This is a genomic window from Actinomadura sp. NAK00032, assembly GCF_013364275.1.
Lineage (GTDB): Bacteria > Actinomycetota > Actinomycetes > Streptosporangiales > Streptosporangiaceae > Spirillospora.
The window spans coordinates 1,437,442-1,450,652 of the sequence record NZ_CP054932.1 but is presented as its reverse complement, the minus strand read 5'-3'; the positions used below and the strand labels follow the sequence as shown (position 1 = coordinate 1,450,652).

The following is a 13,211-nucleotide window of genomic DNA, read 5'->3' as shown; positions in this document are numbered from 1 at the left end:
GGTGTGCTGTGACCGTGCGGGTTCTCGTCGTGTCGCTGCGGTCGCCCGGCTCGGCGGGTCGGGCGACCTCCGGGCGCTGGGCGCCCTCCGGCCGCCCGACCTGTGACCGGTGGCTGAGGTCACCTCGGGGGCGGTCAGCTGACGGAGAGCAGGCCGGCGGTGCCGCCTGCGCGGGCGATAATCCGGTGGCTTAGGCCTGCGTGGTCGGTTTCCTTGTCGGCTTGGGTGAAGCCGCGCCAGACTCGGGGGTCCATGTCGGAGTCGCGGGCCGTGGGCAGGAAGTGCGCCGTGGCCAGTACCTCGGGGAGGTCGCGGCGGCCGGGGCGGCGTTCCATGCCGATCTTCACGTAGGTGCCCTCGCGCACCATGACGACGGACGCGAATTGGACCCGCGTGTGCCGTTCGGCGTCCCGGAACCAGCGCGGGTTGGACGCCCAGTAGATGTTCTGCTCGGTGTCGACGGCGATGGTCAGCGGGCTGAGCGCGCCCCGGGCCAGGTGGACCTCGGTCGGGCGGTCGCGGTGCACCCAGGCCAGCGCGACCCGCCCGACCACCGCTTCGAGGACGGCGGTGACCTCGGCCGGGCCCCGGCAGCCGGCGAGCAGCTGGAAGAGCGGCTCGCTGTCGGTCGTGCCGGACGCGGGCGGGAGCGCGAACCGGGCCCGCAGGTCGGCGGTGTCGATGTCCCCGTTGTGCGTGGCGACGAGGTCCCGGACGGCCATCGGGCTGGCGTTGCGCGGCTCCAGCGGCGACCCCTGCGTCGCCCAGCGGGTGTGCCCGAGCGCGACGGGCGAGCGGTCCAGCTCGGGGACGTAGGCGGGCCGCCAGACCTCGGCGAACCGTCCGCGGCCCTTGACCACGCGGCAGCCGCCGGCGGGCCCGCCGAGGCTGGGCCAGCCGCCGAGTCCCGGCCAGGCGCCGAGCAGCGCGAGGCCCGCCGAGTCCGTGCCGCGCTCCTCCGCGAGCATGCCCAGCGTGACGAACACGTCGGAGGCCCGCCCCGGGTCCTCGTCGAACGGCGACCGCACCATCCCGAACAATCCGCACATGTCAGATGAGATGCAGATCATGGGCGGACGGTTCGAGTCGTGCACCGGGCCGAATAAGCTCAGACGCGTGAACCGCGCGCCCCGCTGGCTGCTTCCCACCGTGCTGACCGCGCTCGTGCTCGCCGTGGTCGTCGGTGCGCTGCTGAGCTGACCGGCGCGGGTCATATGATCGACGGGGCGCGGAACGGGGATGATCAGGCCATGTCAGCAAGCCGCGCCGTCGCCGCGCTCGCCCTGGCCGGCGCGTCCGCGGCCGTGTTCGCCCCCGCCGCGCACGCCGCTCCCGCCGCTCCCGCCGCGAAGAAGGACGAGCGCGTCGCGTTCACCATCAAGGACCCGCGGATCACCGAGTCCAGCGGGCTCGCGGCGAGCGCCCGGCATCCGGGCGTCGTGTACACCCACAACGACTCCGGCGGCGTCCCGAAGATCTACGCGCTCGGCAAGGACGGGCGGGTGCGGGCCGTGCTCACGCTGGGCGGCGCGAACGCCCGCGACTGGGAGGGCATCGCGCTCGGCAAGGACGGCCGCGGCCGTCCGGCAATCTTCGTGGCGGACATCGGCGACAACCTCGGCGGTGCCTGGCCGTACGTGACCGTATACCGGATCCCGGAGCCGTCCCGGCTGGTCAGCCAGACGCTGCGGGCCACCGCGTTCAAGATCAAGTACGCGGACGGGCCGCGCAACGCCGAGACGGTCATGATCAACCCGCGCACCAACCGGCTCTACATCGCGAGCAAGCTGTTCGGCGGCAAGATCTACGAGGGCCCGGCGAAGCTGCGGACGCGCGGGTTCAACGTCATGCGCAAGGTCGGCGACGCCCCGGCCATCGCGACCGACGGCGCGTTCGCACCCGACGGCCGCACCTGCGTCATCCGGACGTACTTCGGCGCCCGGCTCTACACGGTCGGGGCCGACGGCAGGCCCGACAAGCAGCTGAAGTCGATCAACCTGCCCATGCAGGCGCAGGGCGAGTCGGTGACCTACACGGCCGACGGCAGGTCGCTGCTGGTGGGGTCGGAGGGCAAGAACCAGCCGGTCCACCAGGTGCCGCTGCCGGAGGAGGCGCTGCCGTCGCCGTCGCCCGCGGCGAAGAACGCGGGGGCGGCCGGCTCCCCCGAGAACGGCACCAAGGACGCCACCGGCACCCGGGTCGGCCTGTTCCTCGCGCTCGCGATCGCGGGCGCGGTCGGTTTCGGCCTGATGCGGCGACGGCGGTGACGGGTGGGGCGCGGGTTGCGGCGGGCGGCCGTCCGACCTGACCGGCACGATGGAAAAGGCTTTCGGAGGACGACCGGATCCCGGAAGGGGGCGACGGTCCCGCGGGGACCCGTGTGAGGATGCGGACTGTGGAGCATGAGCTGGTGGGCCTCGCGGGGTCCGGTGGCCGGTGGCGCCCCGTCGCCGCCGGCCCGTTCACCGTCCTCGCGGTGGCGCTGGCGCTGCTGCCGATCCGCCCGGTGTGGCTGTGGGCCGCGCTGATCGGCGCCGTCGCCGCGGTCCCGTGGCTGCTCGGCGCCGTCCCCGACGCGCGCCGGCGGCGGCCCCGCCCGTACTGGCGGCTGTCGGCGGGCGGCCTGGAGCGGATCGGCCGGGGCGGGCTGGTCATGGTGTCCTACGAGCGGTCCCGGATCGACGGCCTGGCCATCACCACCGGCGACGGCGTGCTGACCGTCTTCCACCGCTTCGGGCGGACGGCCGTGGGCGGCATGACGGCGATGGGCCTGGAGCCGCTGGCGGTGTTCGTGACGGCCCGCCGCCTCGGCATCCCCATGTACGTCCTGGACGGCGAGGCCACCGATCTCCTCGATCCGGCGCTCGACGAGGCGCTGCGCGCGTCCGGTCTGGAGGACGACATCCCGGGCAGCGGCCCGCTGCCGCGCGACCACGCGGCCGAGAAGCGCCTGCTCGACCAGGAGGCCGCGCTGCTGGCGGCGGCCTACGAGCCGCCCGCCGAGCCGACCACCGAGCCGACTACCGAGACGCCCACCGCGGGCCGGGCGGGCCGCGGCCGGGGCAGGCGCGCCGGAGAGCAGCGGCTGGCCACGCCCGAGCCACTGCCGAGCCGCCGCCGGATCATGGCGCTCGGCGCGCTGACCGCGCTGCTCGGCGCCGTGATGATCGTCCGGATCGCGCTGGACGGGACGAGCGAGTTCGGCGCCCGGCTCGCCGCGGGCTGCTGGGCGCTCGCCGCGATCGCCGGCGTCCTCGCCGCCCGGCGCCGGCTGCTGCGCGCCGCGCAGATCCGCTGGACGATCACCGCAGAGCGGCTCCTGGTGCGGGCCCGCCCGGGCCGCCGCCGCGAAGCCCAGGACCTGCGCGCCGGCGACGTCGCCGCCGTAGTGGTCGGCCCCGGCCTGCGGCTCGACCCGGTCAGCGGGGAGCCGCGCCGCGCCGACCTCGCCGCGCTCGCGTTCGGGCACCGGCTGGAGCTCGTCGCCCGGCTGCCCGCGCACGGCCTGGACGGGTTCCAGCTCGCGCACGCCCTCGACGACCACGGCTACCGGGTGATCACGCCGGGGGCGCGGGCGCCGCGCCGCCCCGACTACGGCCTGGAAGGGCTGCCGGAGATCTTCGCGCAGGTGCCCGGCGGGCGGCTCGTCGTCGCCGACGGCGGGCTCGGCTGGGCGGACGCCGCCGGCGACGTCGTGCTGAAGATGCCCGAGGACCGCATCGGCGGCATCGAGCTGCTGACCATCGGCGGGCACGCCTGGGTCCGGCTGTACGACTCCGACGGCGACGAGTTCTTCGCCGCGCCGCTGTCGGCGCTGCGGATCTCCCGTACCGACCTGCGCGACTCGGCCCGCCGCGCGGGCCTGCCGGTCAACGACGCCGAGTACGACGCCTACATGAGCGCCGCGTTCCATTCGGCCGTGTCCACGCTCGCCGCGCCCGAGCCCGACCGGGCGGCGGCCGCGCTCCCCGCGCCCGCCGCGGGCCCGGACGGCGGCGTCCAGGACGTCCCCGCGGCGCCCCCGCCGGGCGGCCCCGGCGAGCAGGACGTCATGTTCGCCGTCTCCGCGCCGCTCGGCCCGGTCACGGCCCCGGGAACGGTCCTGGACGCGACCCGCCGCTCCCGCGTCGGGACGTACGCGATGAGCGTGCTGCTGTGCGAGGCGGTGGCGCTGCTGGGCGCGGTCTGGCTCGGCCCCGACCTCGGCGGCTTCAACGCGACGGCGAGCTGGTCGATGCCGGCCGGGCTGGTGATCGGCCTCCTCGGCTACTGGCTCTACGACCGGAACCGCTCGCAGCTCCGCGTGTCGTCGGCCGGGCTCGCGGTCGTCACCCGGCGCGGCAAGGTCGAATGGGACCTGACCCGCGACCGCGTCGGCGGCGTCGGCATCGACGAGTCGACCGACCGGATGCCGCGGCTGGTGGTGTGGGCGCCGTCCGGGCGGGTGCTGCGGCAGATCACCTTCCCGCCGGACCTGGACGAGCTGCGCCGCGCCTGCGAGCGCTACGGCGTCCCGTGGGGGCCGCCGGACGCCGACCGTCCCGCGCCGCCGCCGCCGGAGCTGTGACCTGACCGCAGCGACCACGTCTTCAGCGGCTCGTAGGTGACCTGGTCGTCGTCCTTGCCGGGCAGGTGGCTGCGCACGAGCTGGACGGACTCGGCCGTCCACGGGGTGCCGGCGAACGCCGACAGCTCCTCGATCAGCGACCGGACGTCCACCGGCCGCCGCGACCGCGCCAGCGTCAGATGGGGGCGGAACCCGCGGTGCTTGTCCGGCAGCGTCCCGACGCGCCGCCCGGCCGCCGTGGTGGACACGGCGAGCCGCGCGAGCCGGCGGCGGTCGCCGTACAGGCCCGTCCACAGGACGCGGGCGTGCGCGCCGCTGCCGGGGAAGGCGCCCGCGCCCGCGAGCGACAGGTCCATCCGCTCATGCCGCCCGACGGCGCGCTCCAGCCGGGGCAGCAGCCGGTCGAGGGTGCGGTCGTCGACCTCGCCGAGGAACGTCAGCGTGACGTGCAGCAGATCGCGCCGGGCCCAGCGCAGCTCCGGCACCGCCTCCAGATGCGGGCGGACGGCCTCTTCGAGCTCGTCCAGGACGTCCGGTGGCGGCACGAGCGCCACGAAAAGCCTCATGGGAGCGTCCGAACGGCCACCCGGCCAGCCTCGCAGCCGACGGCACCGTTGTCACGCGGATGGGCCCGTCATCCTTCCGCAGGACGGGCCCTGCGCAGCGCGGGCCGGGCCGCCGACCCCCGCGCGGCGACCGCCCCCACCACGACCGCGGCCAGCGCGGAGACGACCCCGCCGAGCACGAGGCTCGTCCGGGCGCCGAAGTGCTCGGCCAGCCAGCCGATCGCGGGCGCGCCCAGCGGGTTCGTGCCGAGGAACACCAGCATGTAGAGCGCCATCACCCGGCCGCGCATCTCCGGCGCGACGCCGAGCTGCATCGTCGCGTTCGCCGCCGTCGTGATCGTCATCATCGCGATGCCGGTCGGGACGAGCAGCGCCAGGAACAGCCAGTACGTCGGCATCAGCCCGGTGACGGCCTCCAGCGTCCCGAACACCAGGCCCATCCCGACGAGCATCCGCAGCCGCGGCTTGGCGACCCGCCGCGCGGCCAGCAGCGCGCCGCTGAGCGCCCCGAGGGCCAGCATGCTGGACGCGAGCCCGAACGCGGACGCGTCGGTGTGGAAGACCTCCTTGGCGACCAGCGCGACCGTCGTGTTGAAGTTCATGCCGAACATCGCGAGGAACCCGATGAGGATCAGCACGAGCATGAGGTCGCGGCGCCCGCGCACGTACCGGAGCCCCTCGCGGAGCTGCCCCTTCGCCCGCTTGACCGCCGGCGCGTCGTGCAGCTCGTCCGCCCGCATCGCCGACAGGCTGAACAGCACCGCGCCGAACGACGCCGCGTTCACCAGGAACACCGGCCCGGTGCCGATCAGCGCGATGAGCACCCCGGCGACCGCCGGGCCGAGCAGCCGCGCGCCGTTGAACGTGGCGCTGTTCAGCGCGATCGCGTTCGGCAGGTCGCGCCGGCCGACCATCTCGACCACGAACGACTGGCGGGTCGGGTTGTCGACGACCGTCGCCACACCGAGCCCGAACGCCAGCACGTACACGTGCCAGACCTGCGCGTTCCCCGACACGGTGAGCAGGCCCAGGATGAGCGCGAGCACGCCCATCGAGATCTGCGTGAGCACGAGGACGCGCCGCTTCGGGTACCGGTCGGCGATGACGCCGCCCCACAGCCCGAACAGCAGCATCGGCAGGAACTGCAGCCCGGTGGTGATGCCGAGCGCGGTCCCGCTCCCGTGCGCGAGTTCGAGGACGAGCCAGTCCTGCGCGACGCGCTGCATCCACGTCCCGGTGTTGGAGACGACCTGCCCGGCCGCGTAGAGCCGGTAGTTCCGGACCCGCAGCGACCGGAACATCCCGCCGCTGCGCGCCTCCTCTTCGGCCGCCTCCGCGCCGGGAACCCCGGAACCGTCCTCCTGGAACGTTCCGTCCTCCTCCGAAGCACGCGCACCGTCCGCGAGCCGCGCAACCTCCCCAGCCCGCACGGACCCATCGGCCCGCACGAACTCGCCAACCTGCGCCCTCTCGCCGACCCGGCCGCTCTCCCCTACCCGCGCGGACACACCGGCCCCCACCACGTCACCGCCCCGCGCCGGGGGCTGGGCGGGGCGGGTGGGGTGGCGGCGCCGGGGGCGGGCCGGCGCCGCGGTCTTGGGGGGTGCGGAGGTCACCGGGCGGGCGGGGTGTGCGCGGCGGCGGCCGTGCGGGCCGCGCGTCGCGGTCCCCTCCGGTTCATCAGAGGTTTCGTTAGCAGAAGTCATTACCAAAGCTAACGTTAATCCCAGCGATGTTATTCCGGCAAGGGCGGGCGCGGGCGCGGTCTAGGAGCGGCTGAGGCGGTCGATGATCGGGGCGGCGCGGCGGAGGGTCTCGCGCTCCTCGTCGGTCAGCTCCTCGAGGCGGCGGGCGAGCCAGGCCTCCTTGCGGCGGCGCTCGTCGGCGAGGAGCGAGGCGCCCGCCTCGGTGGCGTTCAGCACGACCTGGCGGCCGTCGGTCGGGTGCGGGCGGCGCGCGACGAGCCCGCGCTCCTCCAGGTGGGCGATCACGCGGGTCATCGAGGGCGGCTGGACCTTCTCGTGGTCGGCCAGCTCGCGCGGCGTCATCGACCCGTGCCGCTCGATGGCGGCGAGCGCGGCGAACTGCGTGAGCGACAGCGGACGGCCGCCGTCGCCCGCCGCGGGCGGCCGCAGCGTGCGCAGGCGGCGGGTCAGCCGCGCGATCGAGATGCGCAGTTCCTCGGCCAGCCCCGGCGCGGACGCCGTGCGGCCCCGGATCGGTGGGGTTGTCATCGTTTTCGCTCTCCCGGGTCTGCCGCCCATGCTGCCACGCCGCAGGTCGGCGTACATCACCGTGGTCGGCGGAGGGCGCGCGGCGGCCGGCGGAGGACGGCGTAGGACGGCGGGGCCGGGGCCGCGTAGCCTGAACCCATGAGCCGCACCCGCCTCCCGGATCCCCCGCCGATGCAGACCAACGACGTCCGGATCGCGGCGGCGGGCACCGGCGCCTGGGCGGTCGCGCTCGTGGTGCTGCTCATCGTCGGGCTGCCGTCCGACGACCGGTGGTGGCTGTGGGTGTGCTGCACCGGCATCGGGATCGGCCTGTTCGCCATGTGGTACACGCCCCGGCTCCAGGCGGGGCGCGCCCGGCAGGAGGCCGAGCGCGCCGAGCGGCGGGCCGCGGCGGCGGACGAGGAGCGGGAGAGCGCCGGCTAGGGCTCCAGGTCGGCCTCGGCCAGGAGGGTGGGGACGGCCGCGGGGTCGCGCAGGACGGCCTCGATCAGCAGCCGGTCGGCCCAGTTGCCGGTGGACCAGGCGAGCGCGCGCGCCAGGCCGTGCACGTCGTGCGCATGGATCTCGCCGTCTCGCGTCCACCAGGGGACGTCCTGGCCGTCCACGGTGAGGCGTTCGTGTGCGAGGTAACTGGCCGGGGCATCCGGTAGGACGGCTCCGACGGCGGTCGGGACGGGGCGTTTCTCGCCGTGCGAGTCGACCTCGCCCGGGATCTCGTCGCCCGCCAAGGGGAGGTCCAGGAGTTCGGATAGCCGGGCGTCGCGTCCCTGGGCGGCGATGATGAGCGGCTGCCCTTGCAGGAGGGGCAGGAGGTCGGGGCTGTCCAGGATGAGGGCGTCGCCCGCGTCCACGACCTCGGTCTCGCCGTCCACGATGGCGCGCAGGTGGTCGGGTGGCTCGATGTCCACTTCGGGGGTGTCCGCGAGGGCTGTCCAGAGGACGGCCAGACGAGCGCGGGTCACGGACCGGGCGGGGTCACCGAGCCGGTTGAGCAGCTCTTGGGCGCCGCCAGGCTCCTCAAGGAGCTCTTCCAGGGACGTGCGGACGCCCAGGGCGAGCAGCAGCCGCTCGTCCAGGCCGTCTGGTGCGACGTCGTAGAGCCCTGTCAGCGAGTCGTCGCCGCGTAGGCGGAACTCGCCGGGTCTGCGGCCGTCCAACACCGGATGCCGCCCCAGCCACCACGCCGTGTACGACGGGACGGCCACGCGCCTGCCGTTGTGCAAGGTGACATGGGCGGGGTCGACGATCGCGGCCCGCCACGGAGGCCCGGCAAGGACCGTGAGTGCCGCCGCCCAGTCGTCGACGAGTTCCAGGTCGCGGACGGCCGTGAACTCCGGCACGAGCGGCGGGAGGTCTTGCGGGCCGATGCGGCGCAGGGCGTCATCCGCCCACAGGTCCTCGTCGTCCAGGTGGAGGGTCTCGGCCTCGTCGGCGAGGCCCATGAGGTTCACGTCCTCGCTCTTGGCGAGCGCGAACCCGTCCAAGACGCCGACGGCGGCGAGGGTCTCGGCGCCCCACTTGCCCAGGAGTTCGCCGTCCACGACGCCGAACGGCGCGTCGCCGGCCATGAGGCTGCGCAGCGGGCTCTCCGGCAGGAGGAGCTCACCGGCCGGGTAGAGGTCGCCGTCGTCGCCGGGGAGGGCCAGTTCGGCCAGCCAGGGCTCGTCGCCGGGGTCGATGTGGGCGGGCCCCACCAGCCCCAGCACGGCCTCGGCGACCGCGTCCGGGTCGTCGGCCTCGAACGACTCCTCGACGGCCGCCCGGACGGCCGGGTCGCCCAGCACCGCGCGCGGGCCCGCCTCCACCGCCCCGAGCCGGGCCAGCAGCGGATGCACGGCCTCCGGATGGACGAACCGCAGCCCGAGCGCGTCCAGGCCCGCCGGGTCGACGCCGTCCGCGATCAGCAGCCCGCGCGGCCCGCGCACCAGCCGGGGCTCCGCACCCGCCAGCGGCACCGGCAAGGCGCCCAGCGCGTCCCTGGCGGCCCCGCCGAGCGCCTCGTACACCCGGTGCCACCACGCCGGTTCCCGGTCCACAGCGGCCAGCTCATCGATCACGTCGGCCAACTCGACGCGGCGGACCCCGAGCGCCGCCAGCGCCGGGCTCCGCGCCGGCCACTCCGCCGGCAGCAGCCCGCCGACCACGGCGTCCGCTTCGAGCAGCCCGACGAACGGCGCGGGCGCGTCGATCGCGATGGCGTCGCGGCCGCGCGTCCCGTGCGGCAGCACGGGCGCCTCGGGCAGCCGCTCGCGGATCCCGCGCCGGATCCGCGCGTCGAGTTCCCCGGCGCCCACCGGCCCCGGCACGAGGTCGAGCACGCCCGGCGACACCGGCAGCCCGGCCAGGAGCCGCACGTACGTCTCGGCGGCCCGCTCCGCGAGGTACTCGGTCAGCGGCCCTGGGGCGACGTGGCGACGGTCAGGGGCGAGCGGGAACGACGCGATGAGCAGAGCGGGGAGATCCAGCCTCTCGTCGCTGGGCGTGGGGGCGTGCACCACCGGCGGCATGCCCTCGGGCAGACCGTCCTCTGGCAGAGCCCACCGAACCTGCCAGAACGGACGCGCCCGTTCCTCCACGGGACGGTCCGTTAGAAGCTCGCCTGGGATCTCCCCGTGCGCTTCGGCCGTCCGCCACACGCCACCGTTGATGACGACCTCGCCGCCCGGACGCCGCTCGGCGACCAGTTCGCGCGCATCGCCGTCAACGTCGATCTCGACGCGCGCCAGCGCCGGCAAGGCCAGCATCAGCGCCGCCCCCACCTGCCCCAGCTGGCGCCGGACGGACTCGACCGCGTCCTCCAGCAGCGGCAGCCGCACCAGGGTGTCGAACCCGTCCGGGACGTCCGGCGTCTCGTCCAGCGCGAAAGGCAACCGCAGGAGCGGCACATGCCCGCCCCGCCGCGCGGCCTCCTCCGCGAGCGCGGGCACCGCCTCCACCTGGGCACGAGCCCGCTCCCGCGACCATTCGACCCCCGACGGGACGGGAAGCGCCGAAGCGATGGACGGCGCGTCCGACACGGCGACCACGGCGGCGAACCCCACGCCGAAGCGGCCCGTCGCGGACGTCTCGTCCCGCTTGGACGAGGCGCGCAGCGTGGACAGCGCCTCGACGCCCTCCGCGTCCAGCGGCGCCCCGGTGTTCGCGGCGGTCAGCACACTGCCGGACGGCGATGACCGCAAGGCCAGCCGCAGACGGCCGGGTACTCCGGCGCGCAGCGCGGCGTCGGCGGCGTTCTGGGCGAGCTCGATGACCGCGCGGTCGCGGTAGCCGCCCAGGGCGTAGTCCTCTTCGGCGTTGGCGTCCTCGCGGAAGCGCGCCGGGGACTCCGCCCAGGCCCTCAGCACGCGTTCGCGAAGAGCCCGGGTCTGGAAATCGTCCGGAGTGTCCGGCATGGTCAGCTGTGGCCGAGGGCCTCGTCGTCCAGGGACGCGGTGTCCTCGTCACCGGCGGGGATGACCTCGTACCCGAGCTCGTCGATCACCGGCGGGTTGTGCTCGGACGCCGCCGGGATGGAGACCGCCTCGGAGTGCGCGCCGCAGCCGTGGTCGGCGGAGACCACGCGGCCGTCGTCGGGCGCGTACTCGTTCGCGCAGACCCCGAACACCTGCCGCAGCTCGCCCGCCAGCCCGACGAAGAACCCGCAGGTGGAGCACTGCGCGGGCGCGGACGCGGCGATGGGCGCGCGGGGCCCGGCGACGCCCTCGTACCAGCGGGTCGCGGCCTCGTCGCGGCCCTCCCGGGACAGCACCCGGACGCGGCCGAGGCCGAGTTCCCACTGGGCCTCGCGGTCGGTGGAGTCGTCGACCTGGGTGAACCCGGGCGCGAGCCGGACGTCGTCGGGCGCCGTCGGCAGCAGGTCGCCGGGGCCGAGGTCGCCGGGGCGCAGCCGCTCCAGCCACGGCACCCACGGCGGCGCCAGCAGCGCGTCGTCGCCGGGCAGCAGCACGCACTCGCTGACCGTGACGTTCTTCGCGCGGGACGCGCGGGCCACGGTGACCGCCCAGCGCCAGCCCCGGTAGGCGGGGTCGAGGCACGTGAAGTAGTGCGTGACCACCCGGTCGGCTTCGGCGCGCAGGCCGAGGTGCTCGCCGACCCGCGGCGCGCCGGCGGTGTCCTCGGCGGCCTCGCGGGCGAGGTCGACGGCCTCGGCGCAGGCGGTGTCGACGGCGGGTGTGCGGGTCCGGCGGGCGGCCCCGGACGTGGTGCGCGCGGCGGCGGGACGCGCGGGGCTGGACTGACGCTGTGGGCTCACCCCTCAATTCTCGCCCATGGGAGGACGTGGCCGGGCCCCCGCGGAGGTGCGGCGGCCCCGAACCTCCCGAACCGGTGGGGTGAGCCCGCATTCCAGCGGGGAACGTACCCTCAATCGAACGACTCCGATGGCCGTCCCCGGTACCGAGCCGGCGCGGCCGCTGGGAGAGATCAGGGCGCATGGCGGACGGGACGAGGGCCGGACGGACCCTGCGCGCCGTCACCGGGGGTGCGGCGCGCGCCGGCCGCGGCATGCGCTCGGCCGTCCTCGGCACGGGCCGGCTCACCCGCCGCGTCACCCACGCGCAGGGCGCCGGGCGCAGCGGCCTCGGCAGCCTGATCGAGGCGTCCGCGATCAACTCCGCGGGCGACGCCATGGTCACGGTCGCGCTGGCGGGGACGCTGTTCTTCGGCCTGGACGTCAACCAGGCGCGCGGCCAGATCGCCCTCTACCTCGTCGTCACGATGGCGCCGTTCGCGCTCGTCGCCCCGCTGATCGGCCCGGTGCTGGACCGGGCCCGGCACGTCCGCCGGTACGCGATCTCGAGCACGTTCGTGATGCGGGCGCTGCTGTGCTGGGCGATGGCGAGCGCGCTCCCGCACGGCGACCAGGTCACCTTCCTGCCCGCCGCGTTCGGCGTGCTGGTGCTGTCGAAGGCGTTCGGGGTGCTGCGCGCGTCGGTCACCCCGCGCGTCCTGCCGGACGAGATCACGCTGGTGACGGCGAACGCGCGCGCCTCGTTCGCCGGGCTGATCGCGGCGTCGGTCACCGCGCCGGCCGCGGCGGGCCTCGCCCTGCTCATCGGGCCGGCCTGGGTGCTGCGCATCGGCACGGCCGTGTTCCTGCTCGGCGTGCTGTTCACCATGCGGCTGCCGGGGCACGTGGACGTCCCCGAAGAGGCCGCGCGGCCGGAACCGGCCGAGAAGGGGGCGCGGCGCTGGCGGGCGCTGCCCCGCGTCGGTCCCCTCGTCGTGGAGGCCATGGAGGCGAACGCGGTGCTGCGCGCGTTCTCCGGCTTCCTGATCATCTACCTGGCGTTCCTGCTGCGGCAGGAGCGGTTCGACCCGGTGTCCCACCATGTCGCCCTCGGCCTGCTGGCCGCGTGCGCGGGCGCCGGCGGGCTGCTCGGCACCGCGCTCGGCGCCTGGATGAAGGCGCGGGCGCCCCGGTTCATCGTGTCGGCGACGCTCGCCGCCGTCACCGGCGTCACCGCGGCGGGCGCCGCGTTCTTCGGGCTGTGGGCGGCCCTCGCCGTCGCGACCGCGGCCGGTCTCGGCCAGGTCCTCGGCAAGCTGTCGATGGACGCGGTCGTGCAGCGCGAGATCGGCGAGGAGCTGCGCTCGTCCACGTTCGCGGTGTCGGAGACGCTGCACCAGCTCAGCTGGGTGCTGGGCGGGCTGCTCGGCCTCGGCATGTCGATCGTCGCGGACGGCCGGGTCGCGCTCGCGACCGTCGCGGCGGCGCTCGCGCTGGCCTTCGCCCTGCTGCTGACCCGGCAGACCGGGACGCACCGCCGCCGCCGCTCGGACGCGGCCCCGCCCACCACGACGATCAAGGACGCGCATCCGGAGATGCGCGCCTGACCGCCTACC

Annotated in this window: 11 protein-coding genes; 5 read left to right on the top strand and 6 right to left on the bottom strand. The window is 75.4% G+C overall.

The annotated features are described in order from the left end of the window. Positions 1 to 134: 134 nt before the first annotated feature. Positions 135 to 1,049, bottom strand: coding sequence for a hypothetical protein (locus HUT06_RS06880; protein ID WP_176194939.1), 915 nt, complete (start codon positions 1,047 to 1,049; stop codon positions 135 to 137). On the opposite strand from HUT06_RS06880, the gene HUT06_RS06875 reads away from it, so the two are divergent. From HUT06_RS06875 to HUT06_RS06865, 3 genes are all read left to right on the top strand, one after another. Beyond that, entirely contained in the window at positions 1,048 to 1,200 is a 153-nt protein-coding gene (locus HUT06_RS06875; protein WP_176193778.1) for a hypothetical protein, read from the top strand. The two genes, HUT06_RS06880 and HUT06_RS06875, sit on opposite strands and share 2 nt — an antisense overlap. Positions 1,201 to 1,250: 50 nt before the next feature. Next, positions 1,251 to 2,267 (top strand): hypothetical protein, encoded by a 1,017-nt coding sequence (locus tag HUT06_RS06870; protein WP_176194938.1) that lies wholly within the window; start codon positions 1,251 to 1,253, stop codon positions 2,265 to 2,267. 128 nt (positions 2,268 to 2,395) lie between these two features. Continuing rightward, positions 2,396 to 4,567: a hypothetical protein gene (locus HUT06_RS06865; protein WP_176194937.1), complete on the top strand. Its 2,172-nt coding sequence runs from the start codon at positions 2,396 to 2,398 to the stop codon at positions 4,565 to 4,567. Here HUT06_RS06865 and thpR read toward each other — a convergent pair. The 3 genes from thpR to HUT06_RS06850 all read right to left on the bottom strand — a co-directional run bounded on the left by thpR (position 4,504) and on the right by HUT06_RS06850 (position 7,367). Beyond that, positions 4,504 to 5,133: an RNA 2',3'-cyclic phosphodiesterase gene (gene thpR / locus HUT06_RS06860; protein ID WP_176194936.1), complete on the bottom strand. Its 630-nt coding sequence runs from the start codon at positions 5,131 to 5,133 to the stop codon at positions 4,504 to 4,506. The two genes, HUT06_RS06865 and thpR, sit on opposite strands and share 64 nt — an antisense overlap. 68 nt (positions 5,134 to 5,201) lie before the next feature. Next, positions 5,202 to 6,434, bottom strand: coding sequence for an MFS transporter (locus HUT06_RS06855; RefSeq protein WP_176201192.1), 1,233 nt, complete (start codon positions 6,432 to 6,434; stop codon positions 5,202 to 5,204). A gap of 465 nt (positions 6,435 to 6,899) precedes the next feature. Then, positions 6,900 to 7,367, bottom strand: coding sequence for a MarR family transcriptional regulator (locus HUT06_RS06850; RefSeq protein WP_176194935.1), 468 nt, complete (start codon positions 7,365 to 7,367; stop codon positions 6,900 to 6,902). A gap of 138 nt (positions 7,368 to 7,505) precedes the next feature. On the opposite strand from HUT06_RS06850, the gene HUT06_RS06845 reads away from it, so the two are divergent. Continuing rightward, positions 7,506 to 7,790 carry a DUF2530 domain-containing protein gene (locus tag HUT06_RS06845; protein WP_176194934.1) on the top strand — a complete coding sequence of 95 codons (285 nt, stop codon included), beginning with the start codon at positions 7,506 to 7,508 and terminating at the stop codon, positions 7,788 to 7,790. Here HUT06_RS06845 and HUT06_RS06840 read toward each other — a convergent pair. Further along, entirely contained in the window at positions 7,787 to 10,711 is a 2,925-nt protein-coding gene (locus HUT06_RS06840; RefSeq protein WP_368406954.1) for a hypothetical protein, read from the bottom strand. The genes HUT06_RS06845 and HUT06_RS06840 overlap by 4 nt on opposite strands. Before the next feature lie 50 nt (positions 10,712 to 10,761). Further along, a complete protein-coding gene (locus tag HUT06_RS06835) occupies positions 10,762 to 11,619 on the bottom strand; it encodes a DUF3027 domain-containing protein (protein ID WP_176194932.1) in 858 nt (285 codons plus the stop codon). 179 nt (positions 11,620 to 11,798) lie between these two features. On the opposite strand from HUT06_RS06835, the gene HUT06_RS06830 reads away from it, so the two are divergent. Beyond that, the gene (locus HUT06_RS06830) at positions 11,799 to 13,202 is read left to right on the top strand and encodes an MFS transporter (RefSeq protein ID WP_254715020.1); all 1,404 of its coding nucleotides are present in this window, start codon (positions 11,799 to 11,801) and stop codon (positions 13,200 to 13,202) included. The last annotated feature ends 9 nt before the right edge of the window (positions 13,203 to 13,211 follow it).

What these genes read in the sequence shown, in the direction of transcription:
- HUT06_RS06875 (WP_176193778.1), top strand. Translation starts at nt 1,048, where the DNA reads ATGTCAGATGAGATGCAGATCATGGGCGGACGGTTCGAGTCGTGCACC.
- HUT06_RS06880 (WP_176194939.1), bottom strand. Translation starts at nt 1,049, where the DNA reads ATGTGCGGATTGTTCGGGATGGTGCGGTCGCCGTTCGACGAGGACCCG.
- HUT06_RS06870 (WP_176194938.1), top strand. Translation starts at nt 1,251, where the DNA reads ATGTCAGCAAGCCGCGCCGTCGCCGCGCTCGCCCTGGCCGGCGCGTCC.
- thpR (WP_176194936.1), bottom strand. Translation starts at nt 5,133, where the DNA reads ATGAGGCTTTTCGTGGCGCTCGTGCCGCCACCGGACGTCCTGGACGAG.
- HUT06_RS06855 (WP_176201192.1), bottom strand. Translation starts at nt 6,434, where the DNA reads ATGTTCCGGTCGCTGCGGGTCCGGAACTACCGGCTCTACGCGGCCGGG.
- HUT06_RS06850 (WP_176194935.1), bottom strand. Translation starts at nt 7,367, where the DNA reads ATGACAACCCCACCGATCCGGGGCCGCACGGCGTCCGCGCCGGGGCTG.
- HUT06_RS06845 (WP_176194934.1), top strand. Translation starts at nt 7,506, where the DNA reads ATGAGCCGCACCCGCCTCCCGGATCCCCCGCCGATGCAGACCAACGAC.
- HUT06_RS06830 (WP_254715020.1), top strand. Translation starts at nt 11,799, where the DNA reads ATGGCGGACGGGACGAGGGCCGGACGGACCCTGCGCGCCGTCACCGGG.